Consider the following 25,210-nt stretch of genomic DNA (forward strand, 5'->3'; position numbering starts at 1 on the left):
GGCCGGCCGTGACAGTCACGGGACCGTTGCCCAGATCAGCGGGCTCTATGCCGGTGGCCGGGGGATCAACCGGCCCGGGTGCGGGGGGGTCCTCGGGTTCAGGTGCCGGAGGGTCTTCTGGCTCTGGCGCGGGCGGATCCTCTGGTTCCGGGGCTGGCGGGTCCTCTGGCTCAGGGGCCGGGGGATCTTCCGGTTCTGGGGCCGGCGGATCTTCGGGTTCAGGTGCCGGGGGATCAACAGGTTCAGGCACAGGAGGTGCTGCGGGATCATCCTTGGAACCGCCACCGCCGCCCATTCCGGCGGCGACACCGAATATCGCAAGGAGTGCTGCAAGGGGATTCATGAGTGGTCCCTTTCAAATGATATGAAAAGGGTCATTCTCGACCGTGTTGTCGCTGCCATCTGCTCTGTTCCCGCTGCCACTCTATGTTGGTTTTCGGCTTATTTTTTATCTTTACGAAATATTAACTAACTTCGAATCCGGTTCATTTTTCGATCATTTGAAGGCCGTTTTGTGTCCTCTCAAAGTCACGTGCCGAAACTGCCGAGGTTCGAAAGACTGGAGTTTTCAAAAAAAAACAATGCGACCGTCGCAGACCCTCCCAAAGCAGCGGCCTTTCGCTTATGCGGGCCGTTTTCCCTGTAAAAGAGCGCCTTTAGTGTCGCAATTTTGCATCCCCAAAGCGCATCACCCCGTCATCATCTGCCACCCATTTGCGCAGGCCAAAGCAGTCCGAGGCCAACCCAAATGGGTTTATGGCGGCCGCGCCTGCGAAAATATTGCATCTCGCTTAACGCGTTGAATGCATTGATATCAGGCGGCGTTAAGTGATTCAGGTCTTTGCGAAAGTGCACTAGGCTCACAACATGTTCGGGCCTTTTGAGAGAAGATGCATGATCAAGCAGATCAAACCTGTCCGGACGATTGCGCTTTTGCTGGCCATGGCACTCCAGGCCCATGCCCAGGCCCCGGGCGGAGAGCCGGTGCCGCTGGATGGCACGCTGTCGGCCGACGGGCGCAGCCTCGAACTGATCTGGCAAGAGGCGCAGCCCTTGCGCGGGCGCGACATACGGCTCGCGCGCCGGGTGCTGGGGGCCACTGGGGCAGAGAGCTGGGTCGAGCTGGAAGTGCGCGCGGGCCGTTACATCAAGACCCGGGACGAAACCCTGACCCCCGGCGTGCCTTACGAATACCGCCTGCTGCGCAATCACGGCACGTTCTTTTCCGCAGGCTACTGGGCGACGGGCACGGACATCCCGGCGCGCCAGGATCACGGCACCGTCTTTATCGCGCTGGAGGACAGCCTGAGTGCCGCGTTGCAGCCGCGTCTGGCCCGGCTCGAGGACGATCTGGTGGGGGCGGGCTGGCAGGTGCGCTGGCTCAAAACCCCGCGCCATGCCTATCTGGACCCGGCTGCCAACCTGCCCCCGGCGCGCGCCCTCAAGGCGCAATTGCGCGCCGCCGTGGCCGCAGAGCCCAAGGGTCTGCGCCACATGATCCTGCTCCTGGGCCATGTGCCGATGGTCACAAGCGGGCGCGTGGCGCCGGACGGACATGACCCAGAACCCCATATTAGTGACTTGTTTTACGGTGATCTGACAGGGGACTGGGCAGATGATGGCGCAGGGCAGCTGATCCACAGCGCCCTGCCGGACGGCACCATCGAACTGCCCGTGGGCCGGGTCGATTTCGCGCTGATCTCGGAAGGGGATACCGAGCTGGAGCGGACCTATCTGCGGGCCTATCTCGACAAGACCCATCACTGGCGCCACGGGCTGCTGGGGGATCTGCGCGTGGCCTATGGCCAGTCCGACCACCTGCGGGTCGAACAGTTCGATCTGCGCAATATCGTCGGCCCAAAGGCCATCACCCCCGGCGGGCATCACGATGTGGGCGAAACCCAGCCCTGGCTCTGGGGTGTGGATTTCGGCCAGCATCAGGGCCACAGATATGTCGATTACGAGATCAAGCCGGTCTTTGCGATCAACTTTGGCAGCGGCAAGCAAAAGATCAACCGGCGCGGCAATGCGATGACGGCCCTGCTGGCCCAGCCCTTTTACACCGTCGCCGTCGGCTGGGGCGCGCGGCCCGCCTGGCGGCTGCATCCGATGGCGCTGGGGCGCTCGATCGGCGAGGTGCAGCAGATCACCGCCAACAATGGCGCAGGCGCGCGGTCCTATCCCGACGGCATGGATTATGCCCCGACAGGCTCTTATCCGTGGCGCACACCGATCTGGATCAACCTGCTGGGCGATCCGACACTGGCGGCCTTTCCGCTGGCCCCGCCGCGCGCCTTGCGGGCCACCCGGACGGGCGATCAGGTCGTGCTGGAGTGGGACGGCGATGCAGAGCGTTATCAGCTGCTGCGCGCCACCGATGCAGGCAGCTTTGCCCATCTGGCCATGATCAGTGACGCAAAACGCTTTGTCGATGAGGCCCCCGTTGCAGGCGCGCGCTATCAACTGCGCGCCCTGGGCAAGCAAGAGGTCTATGCAGGCTCGTTCTTTACCGCCTCGCAGGGCATTTTTGCGCATGCAGGCACACCCCTGCCCCCTGCCCCCGATCTGCAACAGGCCGTGACCGGCCCGGGCCCACACAGGCTGGCGCTGGAACAGGACGGCGTGCTGTTGGCCCCGCTCAGCCCACCCGAGGCAGGCAAGCTGCGGCTGCTGGCCTCCGGCTGGCACTACCTGCCCGAGGAGGGCTTTGCAGGCCCCGTCGACATCGCGCTGACGGCATATGCCTCCGGGCAGACCGTGACCGGCCGTCTGCGCCTTGATGTCCGCCCATGAGCTGGCTTGGCGACGAGCTCGCCACCATCGGCGGCGCTGCGCAATGCGGGCTGCGTGACTGGGCCGGCATCTGGGGCGACCCGGCGCTGATCGCGGGGCCGCTGATGGCGGGCTACGCCCTGCTGGGCTGGGGCCTTGTGCGGGTGGCGCGAACGGCTGCAGGGCGCGAGCGGCAGCTGATCCTGCTCTGTGCCGTGCTGGTGGGGGTGCAGATGCTCAACACGCCGCTGGACATGCACGCCTTTGTCTGGACCTTCGGGCGCTGCCTGTCCCACGCACAGGGCTGGTACGAGGCGCGGCGCAGCGTGCAGGTGGGCGCGCTGATGCTGACGGTGGTATTCTTTGCTCTGCTGTTTGTGGTGCTGCTGATCTATTTCCGCAGGCACCTGATCAGCAATCTGCTGATCATTGCGGGTGTGGCGCTGTCCATCGGCTGCGCGCTGGTGGTGGCGATCAGCCTGCACCAGTTGCGCGACCTCATGAGCGGGACATGGGGGCCGTTCCGCACCGATGATCTGATCGAGGCAAGCGGGATTGCCTTGGCCGGGCTTGGGGTTGCTTTGCGCCTTTGGGGCGCGCGACGCCGCGAAGTGCCGGATCGTCTCTAACCTGAGGGGTTTTCAGTCCCCGTGGTGCTTTTTCACCCAGCCCAGAAACGCCTTGTCCGGGCTGCGCAGGGAGGGTTGACCCGAAGCGGTCCAGACCTCGATCCAGGACGCCTGCAGGGCGTAGATGTCCATGCCCGGCGCCGCGCGGCGGGCCTGTTCCAGCGCCTCCGCACTCAGTTGCGGCACACGGGTGGGCCGCTCGATCACGTCACGCGGGCGGATCTCGATCAGATCGCCGGGCACTTCACTGGCGGTATAATCGGGCAGGCCATCACGCGCGATGATGTCGCGCAGCATGGCACGGAATACGCGGCGCGGGCTGGTGGAGCCGGACTTCTTCAGAAGGGTGTCCACCGACACCCGCCACACCGGCTGGCGTCCGCAATGCTTGCGCGCCAGCTCGTAAATCCGACGTTCCAGTGGGCGGCGCAGGGAAAAATAGTCCCTGTTCAGGGTCAAAACCGACTTGCTCAGCACAGCGCGATAGAGCCAATCCGACAGGGTCACGCTCACGCGCACCATGCGCCCTGCCCGCGTGCGGCGCACGATTTCCCAGGCCTCAATCAGGCCAAAGCCGCTGGTGGTCTCGGTCTCGCCCGTCACAATATTGGTGGTGATGCGCGTGCCCACCAGACGTTCGAACGCATCACGCAGGCGCTTGTAGCCATCGCCCGACGTCTCGCGCCCCGTGGCCAGCAGCAGATCATGGGCTGTCAGCGTCAGGTGGCGCGAGGTGGGGCGCCCTGCATTGATCGCCGCCATCAGCTGGCTGATGCAAAAGATCAAGATGTCGGCGTCAAAAATCGTCGCCCGCCCCTTCACGCTGGGGGTGATGCGGATGTCGGTGCCATTGTGCTCGTAATCGAGGATACGCCGGTCGGGCCGGGTCGAGAGCGAAAACAGCGGATGTTCCATCGCGGCCAGATCATGCTTGGGCACAGCCGCAAAGAAATCGCAGACGAAAAAGTCGCCCTGAGATCCCAATGCCCCCGGACCGCCTTGCGCGGTCATGGACCCGCTCACAAGAGCCGCCATGATGTGATCATCTGCCTGTCCTCATCGCCCCCCGTTTTTGTCCAGGATCACCGTGCCTGCGCACCGAATCCGGCTTCGGGGTTTCATTTACACCGACCATAGAAGCTGTGGATAACTCCGTCCAGCAAAAGGCCGCGCGCATCGGGGTTTCAGAGTCAGGCGAGCGTGGGTTCAGAGTCGCCCTATCGGGGTTTCAGAGTCACCACCTTCAGGAATTTGACCCACAACCCCTTATAAAAAAAGAAGAGTTGAAAAGTGACGGGTCTTGTAACTAATCATATAACACAGATTTAACTGGAATCATTGGGCCAGCAGGGCCAAAACCCCGGATTTACAGGGCAAAACCTGCGCCACACCTGCCGTTTATGCTGAGAATAGATAAAAATCTTCCCATGTATCACGATTCGTGGCAGGGTGGTCAAAACGCGTCACATCACCAAAACAAGACGTGTCCCGAGCATGAGGCCAGATTGTGGATAACCTTCCCCCCTATTTCAACATTTCCCCGGACCGTGCGCAGGCTGAACTGGCCCCGCCCGTGGGCGCTGACGATCTGCGCGCCATCGCGCGGGCCTGCGCAAGCGGCTGTCAGGACCTCAAAAGCCGCGGGCTGGACGAGGCGGGCCAACGCAAACTGCGCCCCTTTTCGACCTGGGAAATCACCAAATACCTGATCCCTATCGCCTCCGCCCATTTCCGTCGCGTGCTGCGCCAGAACCCCGATCTGCCCCAGGGCGTCAGCGAAACCGAAGGCGGGGCCAAGTGGTTCACACTGGACGAAGTGCTGCGTCTGCGCGCCCATTTCGGGCAGGAAGGCTCAAAGACCAAGGAATACCTGCCCTACCGTCCCAAGGGGCTGCCCGCCAAGGTCGTCGCTGTCGCCAATTTCAAGGGTGGGGTCGGCAAGACCTCCACCTGCGCTCATCTGGCCATGTCCGCCGCTCTGGACGGCTACAAGGTGCTGGTGGTGGATCTGGACAGTCAGGGCTCCATGAGTTCGATCTTTGGCGCGCGGATCGAGGATGAATGGGACACGGCCTTTCCGCTGATTGCGCGCCATTATGCCCAGCATTTGCGGGGCGAAAACCAGCGCCGCATCGACCGGGGCGATCCGCCTTTGCCCTTTGACGACTCGCTCAGCGAGGCGCTCAACATCAGCGCGACGGACGTGATCAAGAAAACCCACTGGCCCAATATCGACCTGATTGGGGCGCAGCTGAACCTTTACTGGTCCGAATTCCAGATCCCGGTCTGGCGCATGGCCGCGCGCAGCTGGAAGCTGTGGGATGCGCTGGGGGACGCGCTCGACGAAGGCGGGGTGCTGGATGAGTATGATCTGATCTTTCTCGACACTCCCCCTGCCCTTGGCTACCTCACGATCAACGGGCTGACAGCGGCCGATATCCTCTTGGTGCCTGTGGGCGCGTCCTTCATGGAATTTGACTCCACGGGGCGGTTTTTCGACATGCTGCACGCCACGTTTTCCTCGATTGAAGAGGGCGAGAACGTGGCCGCGCGCGCCTTGGGGCGTCCCGAGATCGGCTTTGAATGGGACGCAGTGCAGACCATCATCACCCGCTTTGACGCCAGCCAGCAGACCGAACTGGCCAGCCTCATGCAGGCCTATATGGGCCGCACGCTCAGCCCTTACCGGCAGGATTTTACCGCGCTGATCGGGCAGGCGGGCGAGAGCGTGAATGGCATCTACGAGGCCGATTACCGCGACTTCAACCGCGACACCTATGCCCGTGGACGCGCGACCTTTGACGAGACCTATGCAGGCTTCAAACGCCTGCTTTACGGCATCTGGCGGCGCGACGAGATGCAGGCCGATGCGGCGGCGGCAGAATGAGCCGATTTGCCTTGATAGTGACTGTTTTTGCCCCGCCACACCCCAGGAAAGGAGCCTGATCATGGCCAAACGCAAACGGTTGAGCCCTGCCCCGGCCTTTGAAATCCCTGATCCGCTGGCCGGATCCGGTCCTGGGTTGGAAACCAAGGCGATGAACGGCTGGGTCGGCACCCGCGCGCCCATTGCCGATGTGGCCGGCGATACGGCCCGCCACGCCGCCTTTGAAGAGGTCAGCGCCGAATTGCAAAGCGCGCGGGCCGAGGGGCGCATGGTGCTGCGCCTGCCGCTGGATGTGATCGAGGCCGATCATCTGGTACGCGACCGCGTGGCCGTGGACGGCGACGAGATGGACAGCCTGATGGACTCACTGCGCGATCGTGGTCAGCAAACCCCGGTCGAGGTGGTCGAGCTGTCAGGCGGACGCTATGGGCTGATCTCGGGCTGGCGGCGGCTGATGGCGCTGCAGGCCCTGCAGGGCGAGGCGCCGGATGAACCCCGCTTTGCCACGATACAGGCGCTGGTGCGCGCACCGGACAGTGCGCCCGATGCCTATCGCGCCATGGTCGAGGAAAACGAGCTGCGCGCCAACCTCAGCTTTTACGAGCGCGCGCGGATTGCGGTGAAGGCCGCCGAGGAAGGGGTCTATGACAGCCCCAAACATGCGGTACAGAGCCTGTTTTCCTCTGTGCGCCGTGCCAAACGCTCAAAAATTCTCAGCTTTACCGATCTGGTGGTGCTGGATGATCACCTGTCGTTCCCGACCGCCATTCCCGAAAAGCTGGGCCTCGCGCTGGTGGCCGAGATGCGCAGCACGCCGGGTTTTGCGCAAGGGTTGATCCGCACCCTTGATCAGGCGGCCCCCGTGGCTGGCTCTGCGGAGGAGCGCAAAGTGCTGGAACAGAGCCTGCGCAGCCCCGGCAAGGACACGCAGGGCACACCAAAAGAACAGCTGGCCGAGGGGCTGGAGCTGCGCGGACAGGCGGGGAAAGTGACCCTGGCGGGGCCCCGTGTCGATGCCGCATTGATGGCTGATCTGCGTGCCTGGCTGCTTGATCGACTCTAAATCAGGCCCTGATCGCTGTAGCACGCATGTTTCGCACGCGAAACAATGCGGGCTTTACCCTTCACATCGCAGATAGAGATAGGAAATGGGCCGCTCAGGCGCCGCTGGCCTGCTGGGCCTGGGGCACCGCAGGGCTGTGGGCCATGCGCCGGTCAGAGGCGCAGCGCCGGACCGAGAAATAGGTGACCCCCACCGCGCCGATCATGCCGCTTGCGATATAGCTGAGAATGGCCATCACCAGACCAAACCCTGCAAAGGACGCGAGGGTCGCGCCTGCAAGGCCAAACACGAAACTGACGAGAAGCAGGACAATGGCCAAGAACGGGATCCCTTTAAGCGTGGCGGTGACAGATCTTACCTGTCCAACATGGGGTTCAATTCGTTAACAGCCACTAACAATCGGGTTATCGGGCACAACTGTTTACACTCAATTCTACTTTAAGTGGGGAGAGTTATCCGGCAATCCAATGCCCCTCTGGACAGGGATTTAGGCGGAACTCTGCCTGCCCGGCCGGGGAGTGACGCGACAATGGACGCAATTGCCCGATCTTTGTTCGTGGATCGCTCAGTCTGGTGCGGCAGGCTCCGGTTGCCGGTCCGTGAGGCACAGCGCAATCAGGCCCCCGGCCAGGTAGCCGCCCAGGTGGGTCTGCCAGGCCAATAACCCGTTTTCCGCGATCAGCATCACCACGTTCAGCACGGCCAGGGCGGCGCTGATGCCAAGGGCCTTGGCGTATCGACCCTTTAGGACGTAGTCATACATCACGAGGGCCCCGATCAGCCCGAACACGGCCCCCGAGGCGCCGACCATGGGCGTGGTCGCACTCGCCATGGCCACAAACACAAGGCCGCCCCCCAGCACCGAGCCGACCCACAGCAGCAAAAACCCAAGCTGGCCCACCCGCGCCGCCAGTCCCGGCCCGACCCAGAGCAGCATCGCCATATTGCCCAGCAGGTGCAGAAGGCCCGAATGCAGCAGCGAATAGCTGAAAAACATCGTCCAGGGCTGGGCGGCATAGTTGGGCTGCCAGTTGCGCACGAGGCCGGGCCAGCAGGCGCCGTATTGCAGGATAAGCGAGCGCCAGCGCACCGAGCCGATCAGGCCCATATCCGCGGCAACCACAGCCAGTTCCAGCCCGCAGGTGAGGATCATCAGGACACCGATCACGGTGCCTGGCCAGAGGGTGGCCTGCCGAGGGGCATCAGATGGGGCAGGGGGTGTCATAGGTCATGAGTGGCGGACCACCCCGAGGGCTGCAAGCAAATTGCGCCCATGTGCCTCTAGCGGCGCGCAGAGAGGTCGCGGCGCAGGCTGACGGACAGGCGGTTGTCGCGGGCGCGGATGCCGGACACGTTCTCGCTGACGCGGTGCTGAAAGCCGAGATCCAGTTGCAGGTCTTCGGTCAGGTTGCGTTGCAGGCTGACGCCGACCGAGCCAAAGCTGCTGGTGTTGCTGCCTGCGGCGGTGGGGTCGGTTTCACTGTAGGACAGGCTGGCGTTGAAGCTTGTGAGGGCGTTGAGTTGCTTGTCATAGCTCACGCTCAGCGAGGTGATCTGTTCCTCGTCATCATCGACCCCCGATGCGATGCGCTGGCTAAAGCTGGCGCCCAGTGAGCCGTCGGGCAAGGCTCTGGTCACATCGAGGCTGATATCGGGTGAGACGTCACCGCCTGTGTCCCTGGTCAGCCCCACAGAGCCGCTCAGGTCCCACAGAGGGGTCGAGAGGCTGCGCCCGGTGCTGAAGGTATAGCGCTCCCCGTTTTCCGTCTCTGTGGCCCCCAGCCGGAACGTGATGTCCCCGTTGCGCAGATCCTGGCGCAATGTGCTGTTGAGGCTGTAGGTCTCGCGCACGCCTTCCGGCGTGCCGAAATCCTCGAAGGTGGAATAGTCCAGATCGAGCGTGGCCCGCATCGTGGGTGTCAGATCAAAGCGCAACAGCGCGCCAAGGCGGAACCGGTCCTGATCGGTCAGGGTCGGAGAGGCGGTGTCGCGGTAGTTCAGGCCGGTGAACCCGGCCGACAGGGTGAGCCCAAAGGGCGCCCGGCGGCGCAGTTCCAGTTCGGTGTCAAACACGGTGGTGCGGCGCGTGCCTTCTTCGGTCACCAGGATCGGGTCGGGCACGCCGATCACCTCTTCGAGGCTGCTGGAGGCGATGTCCAGTTCGTTGATGCGGAAGGACGCGGACAGGGCCGCATCGCGCGACTGGCGCCCATAGCGGATTTCGAGGTTGGGTTCGACCAGCCCTCTGTCGAGCACATTGCTTTCGGCGCCGGTGACATGGCGCAGGCCCACATCACCCGAGATGTCCAGTTGCTGGGTCGGGGTCGCAAAGGTGGTCCCGAAATCCAGCCGGGCGATATATTCAAAGGTGCCGCCCTCGCTGGTCCCATCGAGCCCGCGGTTGCTGCTGTAGATCGCCTCGGTGGAGAGCCCAAGGCGCAGGGCAGGGGGCTCGCCACCCTGCTGGGCCAGAAGGCCTGTGGGCAGGGTGAGAACGCACGCCATGGCCGCCGCACAGAGCGGCCTGTGGCGGCGTGCGTCAAAAAGGCGGGTCAGGGGCGGCACAAGGCGCGCCTATTCGAACAGGCGGCGTGTGGGGACCAGAATGACATCCCCATCATGCAGTTTCAGGGTCGCATTGGTGCTCAGCCCCTGGGACATGGCCTTGTAGTTCAGGGTTGTTACGCTTTCGACGCCGGTCTTGGGGTCGGTGCGGCGCAGCTGCACCCGCTTGGTGGCGGCAAAGTTCGAAAACCCGCCCATGGCCGCAAAGGCCTGTAACAGGGTCGTTCCGGGCTCCATATCGACCTTGCCGGGGCGTTCGACCTCGCCCAGCACATAGATCGAAATCGTTTCGGGCTCATCCGGGATGCGGGGTTCGGTCGGGGCCAGCCGTTCCAGGGCCACAAAGACGCTGGGCGGGGCGGCAAAGTTGGGGGTCAGGTTGGCCACCAGTGTCGCCTGCACGGCGGTGACGGTCTTGCCCCGCACCAGGATCGTGCCGGCCAGCGGAAAGCTGATGCGCCCTTGCGGGTCGACCAGAACCGAGCGGTTCAGGGCCTCATCCTCGATCACCTCGATGCGCAGGACGTCCCCGGGAGAGATCCTGTAGCCTTGCGCCGCCGCTGCGACGGGCAGCAGCACCAGCATCGACAGAAGCCAGGTGAGAATGCGTTTGCGCTGTATCATATCATCGCCCTTTTAGTATGCCGCATGTGGCCAACCACAAATTGAGCCACTTTTTTGAGGATGCATAGCACAGGTTGATGTCACAGGCACAGCGGTCTTGGCCCGCGAGGGGGCGAGTTTCGCCCCCATGCTGCGAATGGGCAACGCCTTGGGGCCGGGCAGGGCCCGGACCTAGCCGCCGTCCAGCGTGGCCAGCGTCTCGCGGGCGATTTCCATCTGGGGCAGGGTGCTGTTCTCTCCGGCGACCTCAAGGGCGCGGGTCAGGGCCACCTTGGCGTCCTCGGGCCGCTCAAGTGCGACATAGGTCATGCCCAGATGGTATTGCACCAGCGCGTTCTCTGGCAGGCCTGCAGCGGCCGGTTCGAGATAGGTCAGCGCCTCGTCAAAGTTGCCCTGCCGGTAGGCGATCCAGCCATAGGTGTCCTGGAAGGGCGGGATATCGGTGTCGCGCAGGCGCCGTGCCACGGCAGCGGCCCGTTCCAGCGTCTCTTCGTCGTCGCGGAAGGTCGACAGCAGGCTGGCGAGGTTGTTGGCGATGGTCACGTTGCCGGTGTTGACCGCATAGAGCTTTTCATAGATCGCAATCGCGCCTTCGACATCTCCGGCCTGTTCCAGATCACCCGCTTCGTACAGCAGCAGGCGAGGGGACTCGGGGTTGTCGGCAAGGGCCTTGGTCAGGACCTCCTTGGCCGCGTCAGGCTGGCCGGTGCGGCGCAGCAGCACGTAAAGCTGGTTGACCGCGTTGATGTTCGTCGGGCTCTCGTCGACCAGCTTGCGCAGCTCGACTTCCGAGGCCCCTGCATCGCCTTCGGACAGCAGCAGGGCCGCATTCATCAGGCGCAGGTCGGGATCATCGGGGGCTTCTTCCATCTGGCTGTCCAGATAGGTGCGGGCCTCGTCCAGCTTGCCGGCGCGCAACTGGGTCTGCAGCACGGCAAAGACCGCATTGGCTGTGCCTGCCTCCTCCGCCTGCTGCTGGAGCAGGGCAAGACCCTCGTCCAGCCGGTCTTCGCTGAGCAACAGCGCGGTGCGCAGGGATTTCAGCAATTCGGGCGCGCGGGGCTGGTCCTGCAGCTTTTCAACATCCGCAATGACGCCGCGCACGACGCCGATGGCATTGTCGGCCATCGCCAGACGCGCGGTCTGGGCCAGAATGTCGAGGTCCCGCGGGTGGGCGTTGCGCGCATCCGCCAGCACCGAACGGGCGGCACTGTCCCGGCCCTGCCGGACAAGGAAATCGGCATAGAGCAGCGATTCACGCACGCCCGAGCCGGACACTTCGACCGCCGTGGCCAGCCGTTCGCCCTGCAACTGGGTGCTGCCGTTGCGCTCGTGCGCGGCGGCCAGCAGCAGGATGATGGAGGTGTCGCGCGGGCTTTGGTCCAGCGCGCGGCGCAGGTCGAGAATGGCATCCCCGGGCTGGTCGGCACTGATCAGCATCTGGGCGCGCAGCTTGAGGGCGGTGACGTTGGTTTCGTCCTCGGTCAGGATCTCTTCGGCCAGCGCGCGGGCACCGACCTGATTGCCGGTGGCCAGTAGCATCGTGGCCAATGTGCCCTTGATCCGGCGGGTCTGGTCGCTGGGTTCAGAGGCCTCGATGATGGCCTGCATTTCGGCAATGGCGGCGTCGCGGTTGCCCTCGTCAAAGTCGTATCCGGCCAGAAGGGCCCGATAAAAACCATTGTTTTCAGTAACTTCCGCGTTGACTTCTGCCAGTCGCTTAAGTTCGGCGCGGGCCGCATCGCGCCCGGCTGTCCGCTCCAGCAGCTGGATGATGGGCACAAACCCAGCCGGGTCAGAGGTGTCATCCCCGGCCAGATCGCGCAGGAACGCTTCGGCCCCGTCATAGTCCTGACGCTGGATGTAAAAGGTGATCAGCGATTGCTGGACTTCGGTGTTTTCGGGGAACTGCGTGTACATCTGGCGCAGCAATTCACCGATCTCTTCCTGTTCGCCAAGGGCGTTCAGGGCCTGGATCTTGATGATGTAATAGGACAGGTCATCCGGCGCATAGGCGATGGCCGCATCGATGTCATCAATGGCCGCGGCCGGGGTGTTCTGGGTCAGCGCATAGGCGATCAGGACGCGGCGGCTGAGGATGTCGTCGGGGTCGGCATCGGCCAGGGCGCGGGCCTCGAGGGCGAGCTTGCCCAGGGCCTGTTCATCCTCGTCGATGCTGGCCTGACGGAAATCAAGCGAGACACGCACGGGATCCGTGCCTTCGGCGGTGGGGTCCAGTTCAAGGGCACGGCGTCCATGGCGTTCGGCCTCATCCCATTGCTGTCCTTCGATGGCCATCTGGGCCAGCGCAAGGCGCGCATCGGCAAGGTCGGGATATTGTTCGGCCAGACGCAGGTACTGGCCAAAGGCGGCGGACACATTGCCCTGCGCGCGCATGATCTCGGCCAGTTGGCGGCGGGCGTCCTGGTGTTCTTCGTTGTAGTTGAACACGTTGCGGAACTCGACGGCGGCCCGGTCCGGGTCTCCGGCGGCCAGCAGCTCAAGGCCGGATTGATAGAATGCCTCGGCTTTTTCTTCCGGGCTGTCACAGGCAGCCAGAAGAACCAAAGCCGAAACGGCGCATGCGGTCAGAATACGTTTGAACATGAGCAACCTGTTACATTGCACGGGTGATCAAAACAAAGGCAAAACGGTGCAAATTTCACATCAGCGTCAACAAAAGCGCAGATGGGACGTTCAGCACCCAGTGCCGGACAGAACCACACGCACGGTCGACCACAGGATACGGACATCCGTCATCAGCGACACACGCGCATTGTAGCGGGTGTCGTAGAACGCGCGTTCCTTGAACGAGGTCCGGTGCCGGTCCGAAATCTGCCACAGCCCGGTGATGCCGGGGCGCAGGTCGTAATAGTCACGGCCCGGATAGAGCAGCTGTTGCTCGACCATCATCGGACGCGGGCCCACAAGGCTCATGTCGCCGCGCAGCACGTTGAACAGCTGCGGCAGCTCGTCGATGGAGGTCTTGCGCAGGAAACGCCCGATCGGGGTGACGCGCGGGTCGTTCAGCAGTTTCTGGTTGCGGTCCCACTCGGCGCGCATGTCGGGGTCTGCATCCAGATGGGATTGCAGTTCCTCTTCGGCGTCGCACACCATGGAGCGCAGTTTCCACATGCGGAAGATACGTCCGTTCTTGCCGATGCGTTGCTGGGCGTAAAACGGTTTGCCGCCATTCAGGGCGACAATCAGCGCGAGGGCCAGGATGACCGGAAGGATCACCGGGGCGCTCAGCAGGATAAGGGTAATGTCCAGAGCCCGCTTGAGCAGGCTGCGATATGGGCCGCTTTGAGGGGCGGCAGCACCTGCTGGTTCCTTGTAAAGGACGTTCGCGGATTTCAGGGTGTCAGTTAAATATACATCGTGGGCAGTCATTAAAAGATCCGTTCGCTTCGATTTCTGTGTCCGCGCAGCCCCGGCAGATCGGGAAAGCATGGCGGGCGTCGGGCGATGCTTGAAAAGCAAATTATTTGGTTCAATGGGCACTCGTGAGGTCACAGTTCTACGGGTAAATCCGTGGTTTAAGATAAATAGTAGATAAGTTTTCGATACCAGAGATGGTGTGTAGTTTCTATGGCGCTTTCGTGTCTGACGTGAGGTTTAACTGAAATTTTGGATAATTTTTACGTAGATTCAGCCGTGGGTTGAGGTTTGGATAACGCATTGTGCTAAAATTGTAATCAAAGCATATCACAGCTTCGAAATTGTCCCAAGCGAGGATGGGCAGGGGTCTCAAAAAATGCGCTGTGGCGCGGGCCGGACCGTGCGATTCTGGGCGCAGGTTGTTGAAATAACAGGTGCGGGCTATAGGCGAGGTGTCATGCATCCTATATTGAGACAGTGCGCTTGGTGGCTGGGGGTACGGCATCTGTGATGGTGTAAAGTGTGTCGGATACGGACAGCAGGTTTAATGAATACGCTAGAGATATATACCAATCACTTTCAAATGCGCGAGCGTCCGTTCACGCTTGTCCCTGATCCTGATTTCCTGTTCTGGAGTGCGGCCCACAAACGCGCCTTTGCGGTGCTGGAATATGGCATCGTGACCCGCGCGCCCATCACCCTGATCACCGGCGAGGTGGGTGCGGGCAAGACGACGCTGGTGCACCATCTGCTGCAGTCCATCGAGGAAAGCGTGAGCATCGGCCTTGTGTCCAATGCCCAGGGCGACCGGGGCGAGTTGTTGCGCTGGGTGATGTCCGCCTTTGGCCAGAAGACCGAAGGGGCCACGGATTACGTCGATCTGTTTGCCCGGTTCCAGGCCTTTCTGATCCACCAGTATGCCGCCGGAAAACGCGCCATCGCGATCATCGACGAGGCCCAGAACATGAGCCGTGAGAACCTCGAAGAGCTGCGCATGTTCACCAATATCAATTCCAACAAGGACGAGCTGTTCCAGATCATTCTGGTCGGTCAGCCCGAGCTGCGCGACATCGTGATGCGCCCGGACCTGTCCCAGTTTGCCCAGCGGGTGTCAGCCCATTTCCATCTGGGTCCGATGGATACGCACACCGTGCAGGCCTATATCCAGCACCGGGTCGTCAAGGCCGGCGGGCGCAGCGATATTTTCGAGCCCGAGGCCTGCACCATGGTCCACGATCATTCGGGCGGTATTCCGCGTGTCGTAAACCAGTTGGCAGACCTGTGCATGGTATATGCCTTTGCCAATGGCGATCAGAATGTGACGGCTGACACGGTGCAGCAGGTGCTGGATGACGGCGTGTTTTTCGCAGGCAGCCTCGCAGGGGATGCGCTGCGTCTGGTCAGTCCGGTTACGGGGAAACCTTAGATGCTCGATGTTGCTTTCTATTTTGCGCTGTTTCTGCGCCGACTGCCCTATTTTCTGATCTTCGTTGTTGCCGGCACCGCCATAGGGGTGGCGCTGGCGCTGACCCTGCCGCCCAGCTACGAGGCACAGGCCCGGCTGGTGGTCGAATCCGAACAGATCCCGGATGAGCTGGCCGCCTCGACCGTGCGCACCGAGGCCAGCGAGCAGTTGCAGATCATCCAGCAGCGCATCCTGACCCGCGACACCCTTCTGGACATGGCCAACCGGCTCAACATCTATGCCGGACGGGGCCCGGGCGAACGGCTGCGCCCCGATGAGATGGTGTCGGATCTGCGCTCGCGTATCCGCATCCGCACCACCGGGGGGCGGGGGGCGGCCACCCTGGTCAATATCAGCTTCAGCGCGCCCTCGGCCAACCTCGCCTCTCAGGTCACCAACGAGGTGGTGACCGCGATGCTGGAAGAAAACGTGCGCATGCGCACCGGGGTGTCGGGCCAGACCCTTGAGTTCTTTGAACAGGAGGTCGCCCGGCTGGATCAGGAACTGGCCCGCCGCGGCTCCGAGATCATCGCCTTTCAGGAGGCCAACAAGGAGGCGCTGCCCGACAGTCTCGAATTCCGCCGTGGCCAGTTGGCCGCCGCACAGGAGCGCCTGCTGCAACTGACCCGCGAAGAGGCGGCCCTGAACGACCGCCGCGCCGGGCTGGTGGCGTTTTACGAGGCCACCGGCAATGTCGTGGGCCTGAACCAGCAGACCGCCCAGGCCGGGGTCAGCCCGTCCGAGGCGCGGCTGCGCCAACTGCGCGAGCGCTATTCCTCGTCCGTGGCGGTCCTGTCGCTGGACAACCCGCGCAACCGGGTGCTGAAACAGCAGATCGACGCGCTGGAAAAGATCGTGGCCGAGGAACAGAAGGCCTTTCTGGAGGCCCAGACCGGCGGCGAGATCAATTCCGAGACCGGGGCGGTGCTGTCGATCTATGACATCCAGATTGCTGATCTGGACAACCAGCTGGAGTTCATCGCCAGCCGCCGCGCCGAGATTGAAGAGGAAATGGCCGGGCTGCGGGTCAGCATCGATGCGACCCCGGCCAACACCATTGCCCTCAACACGCTGGAACGCGATTTCGCGGCCGCCCGTCTGCAATATGATCAGGCCGTCATCAACAAGGGCCGCGCCGAGACCGGCGACATCATCGAGGCCCTGTCGAAGGGCGAGCGGATTTCGGTGATCGAACAGGCCGTGCCCCCGGCGGAGCCGACCAGCCCCAACCGTCCCAAACTGGCCATTGCCGGCATGGGCGGCGGGATCATGGCGGGCTTTGGGTTCATCGTGCTGCTGGAACTGCTGAACACCTCGATCCGCCGTCCCAAGGACATCGTCCAGAAGCTTGAGATCACCCCATTCGGGGTGCTGCCCTATATCCGCACGCGGCGTGACCGGATCCGCCGTCGCTTCGCGCTGATCGTTGTGCTGCTGGCCGTGGCCGGGGTGATTGTGGGGGGGCTCTGGGCCATCGACACCTATGTGATGCCGCTTGATCTGCTGCTCAAGAAGATCATGGACAGGTTGCCAAGCTCGGTCACGGACCTGCTTGGCTAGTGTAACAAGGACCAAAAGGCGCCCCCATGGAAAAAATTCAATCCGCCATCGCCAAGGCCCGCGCACAGCGCGACAGCCAGACCGCGGCCCCCGCCGCCGCCGCGCAGCGCACGGTCGAACAGGCTGCACCCCTTGCCGCAACACCGCAGGCCAGCGATGCGGCCTGGGATGCGCTGCCTTCGGCGGATGTGTCCCTGCGCCGCTTGCGCGCGCAGCGCATCGTGACCCTGGATCGCAACCGCGAGGCTGCCGAATTCGACAAGCTGCGCACCCGGATGCTGCAGCAGATGCAGGCCAACAACTGGCGCCGCGTCGCCATCACCTCGCCCGGGCCCACCAGCGGCAAAAGCACCATCGTGCTCAACCTCGGTTTCAGCCTGTCACGGCAAAGCCGCAGCCGCACCGTCATTTGCGAGATGGACCTGCGCCGCCCGTCCCTGAAGAAGATCTGCGGGCTCAAGACCGAGCGGGATTTCGTCGAGGTGGTGAATGGCAATGCGCCCTTTGTCGATCATGGGCTGCGCCTGCGCCCGAACCTCGCCATTGGGGCTGCCCAAAGCCCGGTGATGATGCCTGCCGAGTTGCTGCAGGATGCCAAGCTGGGCGCGATCCTGAACGACATGGAAGCCACCTATGATCCGACGGTGATGATGTTTGACATGCCGCCCTTCCAGATCAGCGATGACATGATGGCCTTTGCCGACAAGGTGGATTGCGTGATGATCGTGGCGGCCGCCGAAAAGACCAAGATGCCGGAGCTTGACGCCTGCGAGCGCGAGATCGCCAATGTGACCAACGTGCTGGGCGTTGTGCTCAACAAATGCCGCTACGAGTCGGTGGACAGCCAATACGAATATTACGGCTGATCCGGGCGCGGGCGCCGGATCAGTCCGGGATAAACCGCGGCAGGACGCTGTTCATTTCGAGGAAGACGGATTTGAGGCGCGCTTCGGCCTCTTTCTCGGTCTCATCGGGTTGAACGGTGGTCAGCAGGCGCACCAGCGCACCATCGGTTCGCCCCTTTGTGACGCCGTTCCAGAGCAGCCAGAACTTGGCCTCGAAGTCCCATGCGATATGGCGGCCCTGCTGTTCGAACCAGTAATAGCCGACCATGCGGGTCTGCCCCTTCTGGATCACGGCACGGTTCAGTTCGAATTCCTCTGACAGGCCAAATTCCTCAGAAATATCAACGCGTTCCAGCCATGCGATCTCCCAGCCTGCGCCGGGCAGGCAGACTTCGGGAGAGTGGGTGCCGCCATCGGCCTGATCATCATACCAGGCCATGAACATGCCCACGGGGGCGGCGGCCGTGGCGCTGACCAGCTGCACCGAGTGATAATCATCCGCGCCCAGAACCACTTCGACGCTTTCATCGAGCGGAATGTTGGGTGAGGATTTCCATTCGCCCAAGGTGCGCGGGAAGATGGCAAAGGGGTCGCGGGCCACGTCGACCTGTGCGACGTCGGGCTTGGCATGCCAGGCCGCGACACTGCCCACTGTCACCAGCGCGCAGATGATCAGCGCGCGCGAGGGCTGCACCAATGTCAGGCGCATGGCTTGTGTGCCCAGACCGGAGGTGTCCAGATCCAGCGCATTGGGCAGGGACGGACGATCAGGGTGAAAACGCAGCATGATCCAGGCCAGCATGAACAGCAGGATGATGCAGATCATGAAGATCACCCAGCCTTCAAAGAAGTGGGTGAACCCTTCGAGGTGTTCGACGCCCCAGTTCTGCGCGATCCAGCCCGCAATGGCGATCCGGACCGAGTTCATCGCCACGGTGATCGGGGCCGCGGCCAGCAGCAGCACGGCCTTGTGCCACATGGGCCCGCGATAGAGCACCGCGAAGATGTAGGAAAACGACAGGATCGGGAACAGGTAGTTCAGCCCCGAACAGGCCTCGGCCACGTGCAGCTTGAGCGCGCCGAGATCGATGATGTTGCCCTCAAGATAGACAGGCACGTTGATCTGCTGCAGCAGCCAGACGCCGAATTCCGAGGAGACCTTTTGCAGCCAGGTCGACAGCTTGTAGTAAAACACCCCCGGCAGCGGCAGCATGTAGACCAGGTGCAGCACGGGTGGCCAGAAATGCTTGCCCACGCGCCAGCCAAACGAGATCAGCAGCACCGCGCCCACCCACAGGATCAGCGCATAGGCGACGATGTCGTCGATCTTGCTGAGCTTGCCCATGAGCGCAAAGACCAGCGAGAAGGCCAGCAGCCACAGACCGGGTGTGCGGTCGGGCACTTCGCCGTACTGGACGGGGACTTCCTTGAGCTGGCGCAGGAACAAAAAGGCCGACAGGATCGGGATCAGGGGGCCGTGGCTGTATTCAGGCAGTTGCCAGGCCACCAGCAGGGCTTCGAGCCCTTCCCAGTAAAAGATGATGGCCGAAATCGTCGCGATGATCAGCCAGAACAGTCCCGGATTGAGAAAGGCGGAAAGCGCACGTTTTTCTGGGTTTAAATACGTCATGGGTCAGAACGGACCTTGCAAATACACGAGTATTGGCCGCGAGATCGCGCCAATTTGAACTGATGTCGGTTTACACCAACAAATATGGCAAAGACAGGAAAACTGTATGCTCCGCAGATGACATTTTCGCGGGTTTCCCGCGGTGCGTGTGGTGTCGATCCGATCCGCGGGCGCTGTGGATCAGCCGGGTGTGTTCTTGTTCCTGTAGCCCTGCGGATGGGCGCGGTGCCAGGCCCAGGCGGTGGCGACGATATCCTTGATATCGGTATATTCCGGCACCCAGCCCAGTTGGGTTTTCAGTTTGGTGGCATCTGCCACGAGGCGGGGCGGATCGCCGGGGCGGCGCGCCTGCAATGCGCGCGCAATGCTTTGACCCGTGACCGCCTCGCAAGCGGCAACGATATCCATCACCGACTGCCCGTTGCCGGTGCCGATATTGAAAGTCTCGTCAGTGCCCGGGCGGGTCGCTTCGATCGCCAGCAGGTGGGCGGCGGCCAGGTCGCGCGTGTGCACATAGTCCCGGATGCAGGTACCATCGGCGGTGTCGTAATCGGTGCCGAAGATGCTGATCTGGTCGCGCTGACCCAATGGGACCTGCAGCACCAGCGGGATCAGGTGGCTTTCTGGCTCGTGATCCTCGCCGTGGCGCCCGTCGGGGTCGGCGCCCGCCGCATTGAAATAGCGCAGCAGGGTAAAGCCCATGTCATAGGCCTGCGCAAAATCCCGGATCATCCATTCCACCGCCAGTTTGGTGCGCGCATAGGGCGAGAACGGATCCAGCGGCGTGGTTTCGGACATGGTGTCGGCTGCCGTCATGCCATAGGTCGCACAGGTCGAGGAAAACAGCAGTCGGCTGACATCCGCGCCGCGCATCGCATTGAGCAGGCTGAGCGAGCCGACGATATTGTTGCGGTAGTGCAGTTCGGGGTTCACGACGCTTTCGCCCACATAGGTGGCGGCGGCGAAATGCATCACCGCATCGGCGCCAAACTCCTTGAGGGTCCGGGTCAGCAGGTCGGTATCGGCGATATCCCCAACCACCAGCTGGTGTCCGTCCACGGCCTGCCGGTGTCCCATCATCAGGTTGTCATAGGCCATGACCTCGTGCCCTTGCTCAGCCACATAGCGCAGGCAGGCACTGCCCACATAGCCGGCACCGCCGGTGATCAGGATTTTCATGGGATACTCTCGTTACAACCGTTTGCGAGGGCGCATATCCCAAGAACTCCGGGATGAGTAGTCTTTCTTTGGCGCGTAAATAACATAACGATGATTACAAGTTCGGTCTGTGCAGGCCCGTATATGCCCCTGCAGATCGGGCGGGATGTGTCTCGGATCAGGCTCTGTAAAACGAAAACAGGGGCCCGAAGGCCCCTGCAGTCACACGATCTGGTGTGTGTGATTACGACTTGGTCTTGCGGCGGCGTGCGGCAGCCAGCACGCCCAGTCCACCGACCAGCAGCAGGCCACCGGCAGGCAGCGGCACGGGCGATGGTTCCCCGTCCCCACCGGCTTTCACGCTCAGACGAACAACGAAATCATCGTGGTTGTCATCGTCACCGGCGCCTGTGTCATCAAAGAACAGGAACACGGAGCCCTTGTCGCCGCGGGCGAAGGACGCGAAGAAGTTCGATGCACCGCCTACGACGTTGTCGGGGTTGAACCCGTTGATCGCGTCAGCAACAGGGTTGCCGCCGATGACACCGTTGGATGTGAACCGGAAGTTCAGCAGGCCGGATGTGGCGCTGACGGTCGCTGTCGAAATTGGTGTGGCAGCATTGGCGGCATAAAGTGCGCCCAGACCACTTGTCGTCGAGAACGTTTCGGTGCCACCGGTGCCGGTGATCTCGAATGTGTTGGTGAACCCGGCTTCATAGCCGAAGAAGGCCACTTCGATATCGGCGTCCATATCCAGGGAAATCTGCCCGCCGAAATACCCGGCAGCACTTGGTGTGCCGAAGACGTTGATCAGCACTTCGTTTGTCTGGCCAGCTTCGGGGATGGTCCCGGCGGTTCCGCCGATGACGGAGAATGTTGCAGCGCTTGCTGCTGTGCTCAGCGCGACAATAAGAGCGCCTGCGAGGAAAAATGACTTTTTCACAATTTCTACCTTTGATTGCTACCTGAACATACAAGAGACTTGATGCCTTTATACAACACGCCCGGGTGGCAATAAACTGCTGATGGCCGGATTTTCGCCATCCTTTCGCCTTTTTTTAACTTTTATGAATCGGTTTCGCGCACGCTGGGCGGGATTTGGCGGCTTTGTCCGCGGTTCGGAAACGAAGGGGTCACATAAAAGGCCTGATTCGGCGCTTATCAGAATTCTACCTAAGAGGGAGAAGTCAATTGGCGGACCCCCCTGATTTGTGCAGAAACCCGCCGATTGCCATACGTCGCTTATCCCTCGCACCAACCTGTTGACCCCGCCGCGGCGCGCAGGGCGCGCATCAGGGGAAGGCTGAGGTCGGGTGTGGCTTTTCAAACATGCCTCTGCATCTGCCGCTTTTGCCACCGGATACAGGCTGTTAAGACGCAGGCTCATAGGCCATGCCTGCCACATGTGGCGTGTCATGTGATGCCAGGGATTTTGGATGACGTCTTACAGAACACATGTTTCCGGGTTTGAATGGGCCCTGGTCGCGTTGATGATGGGTCTTGGGGCGGCGCTGTTGTCGTTTCGGCTGGGCTGGCAGGACTATTGGTGGGACGAGCATGTCACGCTGATGTTCACCCGCGCGGGCTGGCATGAGCTGATGATCCAGCATTGGGGCACCGACACCCACCGCCCGGTCTATTACGGTCTGCAAAAGCTCTGGAACGGCGCTTTTGGCGAAAGCACGGCGGCCGTGCGCAGCCTGCCCATCGCGATCACGGTGCTGATCGTCCCGTTCTTTTTCCTGACGGCGCGCCGGATTGCGGCAGGGCCACTGGCGGCCATCACGGTGATCCTGCTGATTTCGGCACCGATGTTTGTCGATCAGGGGCGCGAAGTGCGCATGTATTGCCTGGCCAATCTGGCGCTGGCCGTCGCGCTTTGGCTGGCTGTCATTCTGGCCTCCCGCGCCCGCGCCGGGATGCAGGAGGGCGCCCACACCCCTGCCCCGGTCGGGCTGTGGGCGGGCTTTGCGGCGGCTTTGGCGGCGGCCTTTTATGCCCAGGCCATGGGGCTGTTCGTGGCGGCCCTGTTCGGATTCTGGATCCTGATCTGTGTGGCGCTCAGGGTCCTGCCATCGCGCTTTCTGTGGCAATCCCTTGCCGCTCTGATCTTGTATTTTATCCTTATAATTCCTGCCCTTGTGCCGTTTTTTGAGCATCTGACAGGCACCGTGGGCGGCAGTTTCTGGGTGCCCGAGCCGACCCCACGCTTTATCTATACCCAGACGGCGGCGGCCTATCCTTATCCCAAATGGACCAAGCCGATTGTCGCCCTGATGATCCTGTGGGGGCTGTGGTCCTTGCGGGGGCGTCCCCACATCGCCTGGCTGCTGGGGATGATGGTGATCGGGCTGCCGACGCTGGTGCTGATCGTGAGCTTTTTCAAACCGCTTTATCTGGCGCGGGTGATTGCCTGGGGCAGTATCGTGTCGGTGCTGGTGCTGGCCGCGGGGCTCGCCCCTTTGCGTGCGCCGCTGCGCTGGGGCGGGGTCGCGTTTCTGGTCATTGCCCAGCTGTTTGCCTTTCGCGATTTCCTGCCACCGGAGCCAGAGCGCGTGCCCGAACGCGACATCGCCGACCAGATGCAGGATTTCGACCCGGCAGCAGATGTGCTGGTTCTGGGCTATCAGATGATGGAGCCCGCCCTGCGCTGGCATGCCCCACAGGCTTTTGACGGGGCGGCCTATGGGTTTATCTACGGCGATCGCAATCGCAACGTGATCGATGCGGCCCTGCGTTCGGTCTTTGTGCCGCGGGCCGAGGCGGGTGGGATCGACCCGCAAGGGGAGAGGTTGTTTGTCGTCTATGAAGACCCGGTGCCGGCCGGACGCAAGGCGGGGCCCGAGGACCTTGTCAGCGACGCGCTGGAGGCGGTGATCGGGGACCGTCCGCTGCTGCGCAGCTTTGCCACGCAGCGTATCCGTCTTGATGTCTATGACCTGAGCAGACCTGCCCCGTGATTGGCCGTCTGCAACAGCTCTTTTCCGGCACCGGCCTCAAGGCGCGCGCGCTGCGTGGCTTTGCCCTGACCTTCCTGGCCTTTGGCGGCGGGCAGCTGATGCGCCTGATCTCGAACCTGATCCTGACCCGGCTGCTGTTTCCCGAAGCCTTCGGTCTGATGGCGCTGGTGCAGGTGTTTGTGACCGGCTTGCAGATGTTTTCCGACATCGGCCTTGTGTCGGCGATCATCCAGAGCAAGCGCGGGGATGACCCGGCCTTTCTGAATACCGGCTGGACCATGCAGGTGGTGCGCGGGGCAGGCCTTGCCCTTGTGGCTGTGGCGCTGGCGATCCCGGCGGCGCAGTTCTATGGCCAGCCGATGCTGACGCAATTGCTGCCGGTGGTGGCCATAAACGCGCTGGTGAACGGGTTTGTGTCGACCAAGATCGCCAGTGCCAACCGCCAACTGGTGCTGGGCCGTCTGACCGTGCTTGAGCTGAGTTCCCAACTGGTCGGTATCCTGACCATGATCGCCTTGGCAGTGGTGTTGAAATCGGTCTGGGCGCTGGTGCTGGGCACCGTTGTGGGCACCCTGTTCAAAGTGGCGATGTCCCATCTCTACCTGCCCGGACCGCGCAACCGCTTTGCCTTTGAGCGCCCCGCCTTTTTCGAGCTGTTCCACTTTGGCAAATACATCTTCTTCAGCTCGATCTGCGGCTTTTTTATCAATTACGGAGACCGCGCGATCCTGGGCAAGTTTGTCTCGCTCAGCGATCTGGCCTTTTACAATATCGCCTTTTTCTTTGCGACCGTGCCGCTGATGCTGACCCATCAATTCGTGCAAAAGATCATGCTGCCGCTCTATCGCGAAAAGCCCACGCGCGGCTCTGTGCAGAACCGTCGGGCGATCTCGCGCGCGCGCAGCCTTTTGACCGGGGCGATGATTGCCTCGGCGCTGGCACTGGCCATCATCGGGGATTGGCTGGTGCGCTTTCTTTATACGCCGGACTATCACATGGCCGCCCCCTTGCTGGTGGCGCTGGCGCTGGGGTCCCTGCCGGTGCTGATCACGACATCCTATGCCAACCTTCTGGTGTCACAGGGAAATTCCCGTGGCTTTGCGATCATTCTGCTGGCCACGGCGGTGCTGCAGACCGGGTTCCTGATTGTGGGGGCGCAGCAGATCGGGGTGCTGGGGGCGGTGTTCGCCTCCGGTGCGGCGGCGATCTGTGCCTATCCGCTGCTGGTCTGGCTGTTGCGTCCCTACGAGGCCTGGGACCTGCGCCATGATCTGGGCTTTGCCGCGCTGTCGCTGGTGGCGGGCGCGCTGATCCTGTGGATGAAACCGGACGTCTACGCCCAGTTACTGGCCTTCTTGCCGACCTAGGGCTTTTTGGAAAAACCCCCGCATCATGTGACGCTGTCTGAAACCAAGGGTTTTGGGTGTCCTGCCTGTGGGTTCAAAGCCTTGGGGTGAAGTTGGCAGGAAATAGGGCGTGTATGTTCACCCCCTTATCCGTTCGCAAAGCTGCTTTTTTCCAAGGGGATTATCGGATTTGGGTGTGAAGATAGGATTTGCGCTCAAAAACCCGCTGCTCTCTTCTATTTGGGCCATGCTTCAGAGCGCCCTAGGCCACCCCGATAAATGGGGGTCCCGGCAAAGCTTTTTCAGGGCGCATCGGGTTTTCAGG

19 protein-coding genes and 1 pseudogene are annotated in these 25,210 nt (G+C 62.3%); 9 read left to right on the plus strand and 11 right to left on the minus strand.

The features are described 5' to 3' along the window. Nucleotides 1–343, minus strand: a pseudogene (locus Q1A89_RS22175) (hypothetical protein); the annotation flags it as partial. 551 nt (nt 344–894) lie between these two features. On the opposite strand from Q1A89_RS22175, the gene Q1A89_RS22180 reads away from it, so the two are divergent. Both Q1A89_RS22180 and Q1A89_RS22185 read left to right on the plus strand, forming a co-directional pair. Continuing rightward, nucleotides 895–2,793: a hypothetical protein gene (locus tag Q1A89_RS22180; protein WP_299733729.1), complete on the plus strand. Its 1,899-nt coding sequence runs from the start codon at nt 895–897 to the stop codon at nt 2,791–2,793. Continuing rightward, nucleotides 2,790–3,401 (plus strand): hypothetical protein, encoded by a 612-nt coding sequence (locus Q1A89_RS22185; RefSeq protein ID WP_299733731.1) that lies wholly within the window; start codon nt 2,790–2,792, stop codon nt 3,399–3,401. The genes Q1A89_RS22180 and Q1A89_RS22185 overlap by 4 nt, the downstream gene beginning before the upstream one ends. A 12-nt stretch (nt 3,402–3,413) precedes the next feature. On the opposite strand, the gene Q1A89_RS22190 is transcribed toward Q1A89_RS22185, so the two are convergent. Then, nucleotides 3,414–4,412, minus strand: coding sequence for a replication initiator protein A (locus tag Q1A89_RS22190; protein ID WP_299733733.1), 999 nt, complete (start codon nt 4,410–4,412; stop codon nt 3,414–3,416). A 496-nt stretch (nt 4,413–4,908) separates the two neighbouring features. On the opposite strand from Q1A89_RS22190, the gene Q1A89_RS22195 reads away from it, so the two are divergent. After that, on the plus strand, nt 4,909–6,288 hold the full coding sequence (locus tag Q1A89_RS22195; protein WP_299733735.1) for an AAA family ATPase: 1,380 nt from the start codon (nt 4,909–4,911) through the stop codon (nt 6,286–6,288). Nucleotides 6,289–6,349: 61 nt separating this feature from the next. Continuing rightward, on the plus strand, nt 6,350–7,351 hold the full coding sequence (locus tag Q1A89_RS22200) for a ParB N-terminal domain-containing protein (protein ID WP_299733736.1): 1,002 nt from the start codon (nt 6,350–6,352) through the stop codon (nt 7,349–7,351). Between the two features lie 94 nt (nt 7,352–7,445). Here the strand turns inward: Q1A89_RS22200 and Q1A89_RS22205 are convergent, their stop codons facing one another. From Q1A89_RS22205 to Q1A89_RS22230, 6 genes are all read right to left on the minus strand, one after another. Beyond that, nucleotides 7,446–7,670, minus strand: coding sequence for a hypothetical protein (locus Q1A89_RS22205; protein ID WP_299733738.1), 225 nt, complete (start codon nt 7,668–7,670; stop codon nt 7,446–7,448). A gap of 246 nt (nt 7,671–7,916) precedes the next feature. Next, complete coding sequence (locus Q1A89_RS22210; RefSeq protein WP_299733740.1) at nt 7,917–8,576, minus strand: rhomboid family intramembrane serine protease; 660 nt, start codon at nt 8,574–8,576, stop codon at nt 7,917–7,919. Between the two features lie 56 nt (nt 8,577–8,632). Then, nucleotides 8,633–9,856 (minus strand): hypothetical protein, encoded by a 1,224-nt coding sequence (locus Q1A89_RS22215; protein ID WP_299733742.1) that lies wholly within the window; start codon nt 9,854–9,856, stop codon nt 8,633–8,635. Between the two features lie 69 nt (nt 9,857–9,925). Next, on the minus strand, nt 9,926–10,540 hold the full coding sequence (locus Q1A89_RS22220; protein WP_299733744.1) for a polysaccharide biosynthesis/export family protein: 615 nt from the start codon (nt 10,538–10,540) through the stop codon (nt 9,926–9,928). 171 nt (nt 10,541–10,711) lie between these two features. Next, on the minus strand, nt 10,712–13,147 hold the full coding sequence (locus tag Q1A89_RS22225) for a tetratricopeptide repeat protein (protein ID WP_299733746.1): 2,436 nt from the start codon (nt 13,145–13,147) through the stop codon (nt 10,712–10,714). 90 nt (nt 13,148–13,237) lie between these two features. Then, nucleotides 13,238–13,933, minus strand: coding sequence for a sugar transferase (locus Q1A89_RS22230; protein WP_299733748.1), 696 nt, complete (start codon nt 13,931–13,933; stop codon nt 13,238–13,240). A gap of 535 nt (nt 13,934–14,468) precedes the next feature. Here Q1A89_RS22230 and Q1A89_RS22235 point away from each other — a divergent pair. The 3 genes from Q1A89_RS22235 to Q1A89_RS22245 are packed head-to-tail and all read left to right on the plus strand — an operon-like array spanning nt 14,469 to nt 17,812. Next, complete coding sequence (locus Q1A89_RS22235; RefSeq protein WP_299733750.1) at nt 14,469–15,347, plus strand: AAA family ATPase; 879 nt, start codon at nt 14,469–14,471, stop codon at nt 15,345–15,347. Beyond that, nucleotides 15,348–16,946 (plus strand): Wzz/FepE/Etk N-terminal domain-containing protein, encoded by a 1,599-nt coding sequence (locus Q1A89_RS22240; protein WP_299733752.1) that lies wholly within the window; start codon nt 15,348–15,350, stop codon nt 16,944–16,946. It begins immediately after the preceding gene. Nucleotides 16,947–16,972: 26 nt separating this feature from the next. After that, nucleotides 16,973–17,812 carry a CpsD/CapB family tyrosine-protein kinase gene (locus Q1A89_RS22245; protein ID WP_299733754.1) on the plus strand — a complete coding sequence of 280 codons (840 nt, stop codon included), beginning with the start codon at nt 16,973–16,975 and terminating at the stop codon, nt 17,810–17,812. 19 nt (nt 17,813–17,831) lie between these two features. Here Q1A89_RS22245 and xrtD read toward each other — a convergent pair whose 3' ends face one another. The 3 genes from xrtD to Q1A89_RS22260 all read right to left on the minus strand — a co-directional run bounded on the left by xrtD (nt 17,832) and on the right by Q1A89_RS22260 (nt 21,522). Next, nucleotides 17,832–19,421: a VPLPA-CTERM-specific exosortase XrtD gene (gene xrtD / locus Q1A89_RS22250; RefSeq protein ID WP_299733756.1), complete on the minus strand. Its 1,590-nt coding sequence runs from the start codon at nt 19,419–19,421 to the stop codon at nt 17,832–17,834. 180 nt (nt 19,422–19,601) lie between these two features. After that, complete coding sequence (galE, locus tag Q1A89_RS22255; protein WP_299733758.1) at nt 19,602–20,600, minus strand: UDP-glucose 4-epimerase GalE; 999 nt, start codon at nt 20,598–20,600, stop codon at nt 19,602–19,604. 223 nt (nt 20,601–20,823) lie between these two features. Continuing rightward, nucleotides 20,824–21,522: a VPLPA-CTERM sorting domain-containing protein gene (locus Q1A89_RS22260; RefSeq protein ID WP_299733760.1), complete on the minus strand. Its 699-nt coding sequence runs from the start codon at nt 21,520–21,522 to the stop codon at nt 20,824–20,826. Between the two features lie 493 nt (nt 21,523–22,015). Between Q1A89_RS22260 and Q1A89_RS22265 the strand changes: the two genes are divergently transcribed. Beyond that, complete coding sequence (locus Q1A89_RS22265) at nt 22,016–23,539, plus strand: hypothetical protein (protein ID WP_299733762.1); 1,524 nt, start codon at nt 22,016–22,018, stop codon at nt 23,537–23,539. Beyond that, nucleotides 23,536–24,906, plus strand: a complete 1,371-nt coding sequence (locus Q1A89_RS22270; protein WP_299733764.1) for an oligosaccharide flippase family protein — start codon at nt 23,536–23,538, stop codon at nt 24,904–24,906. The genes Q1A89_RS22265 and Q1A89_RS22270 overlap by 4 nt, the downstream gene beginning before the upstream one ends. Nucleotides 24,907–25,210: the final 304 nt, after the last annotated feature.

Source organism: uncultured Tateyamaria sp., from assembly GCF_947503045.1.
GTDB lineage: Bacteria > Pseudomonadota > Alphaproteobacteria > Rhodobacterales > Rhodobacteraceae > Tateyamaria.

Coding starts and splice junctions, on each gene's coding strand:
- Q1A89_RS22245 (WP_299733754.1), top strand. CDS start 16,973: ATGGAAAAAATTCAATCCGCCATCGCCAAGGCCCGCGCACAGCGCGAC.
- Q1A89_RS22190 (WP_299733733.1), bottom strand. CDS start 4,412: ATGACCGCGCAAGGCGGTCCGGGGGCATTGGGATCTCAGGGCGACTTT.
- Q1A89_RS22200 (WP_299733736.1), top strand. CDS start 6,350: ATGGCCAAACGCAAACGGTTGAGCCCTGCCCCGGCCTTTGAAATCCCT.
- Q1A89_RS22230 (WP_299733748.1), bottom strand. CDS start 13,933: ATGACTGCCCACGATGTATATTTAACTGACACCCTGAAATCCGCGAAC.
- Q1A89_RS22235 (WP_299733750.1), top strand. CDS start 14,469: ATGAATACGCTAGAGATATATACCAATCACTTTCAAATGCGCGAGCGT.
- xrtD (WP_299733756.1), bottom strand. CDS start 19,421: ATGACGTATTTAAACCCAGAAAAACGTGCGCTTTCCGCCTTTCTCAAT.
- Q1A89_RS22210 (WP_299733740.1), bottom strand. CDS start 8,576: ATGACACCCCCTGCCCCATCTGATGCCCCTCGGCAGGCCACCCTCTGG.
- Q1A89_RS22265 (WP_299733762.1), top strand. CDS start 22,016: ATGACGTCTTACAGAACACATGTTTCCGGGTTTGAATGGGCCCTGGTC.
- Q1A89_RS22215 (WP_299733742.1), bottom strand. CDS start 9,856: ATGGCGTGCGTTCTCACCCTGCCCACAGGCCTTCTGGCCCAGCAGGGT.
- Q1A89_RS22185 (WP_299733731.1), top strand. CDS start 2,790: ATGAGCTGGCTTGGCGACGAGCTCGCCACCATCGGCGGCGCTGCGCAA.
- Q1A89_RS22240 (WP_299733752.1), top strand. CDS start 15,348: ATGCTCGATGTTGCTTTCTATTTTGCGCTGTTTCTGCGCCGACTGCCC.
- Q1A89_RS22220 (WP_299733744.1), bottom strand. CDS start 10,540: ATGATACAGCGCAAACGCATTCTCACCTGGCTTCTGTCGATGCTGGTG.
- Q1A89_RS22225 (WP_299733746.1), bottom strand. CDS start 13,147: ATGTTCAAACGTATTCTGACCGCATGCGCCGTTTCGGCTTTGGTTCTT.
- Q1A89_RS22180 (WP_299733729.1), top strand. CDS start 895: ATGATCAAGCAGATCAAACCTGTCCGGACGATTGCGCTTTTGCTGGCC.
- galE (WP_299733758.1), bottom strand. CDS start 20,600: ATGAAAATCCTGATCACCGGCGGTGCCGGCTATGTGGGCAGTGCCTGC.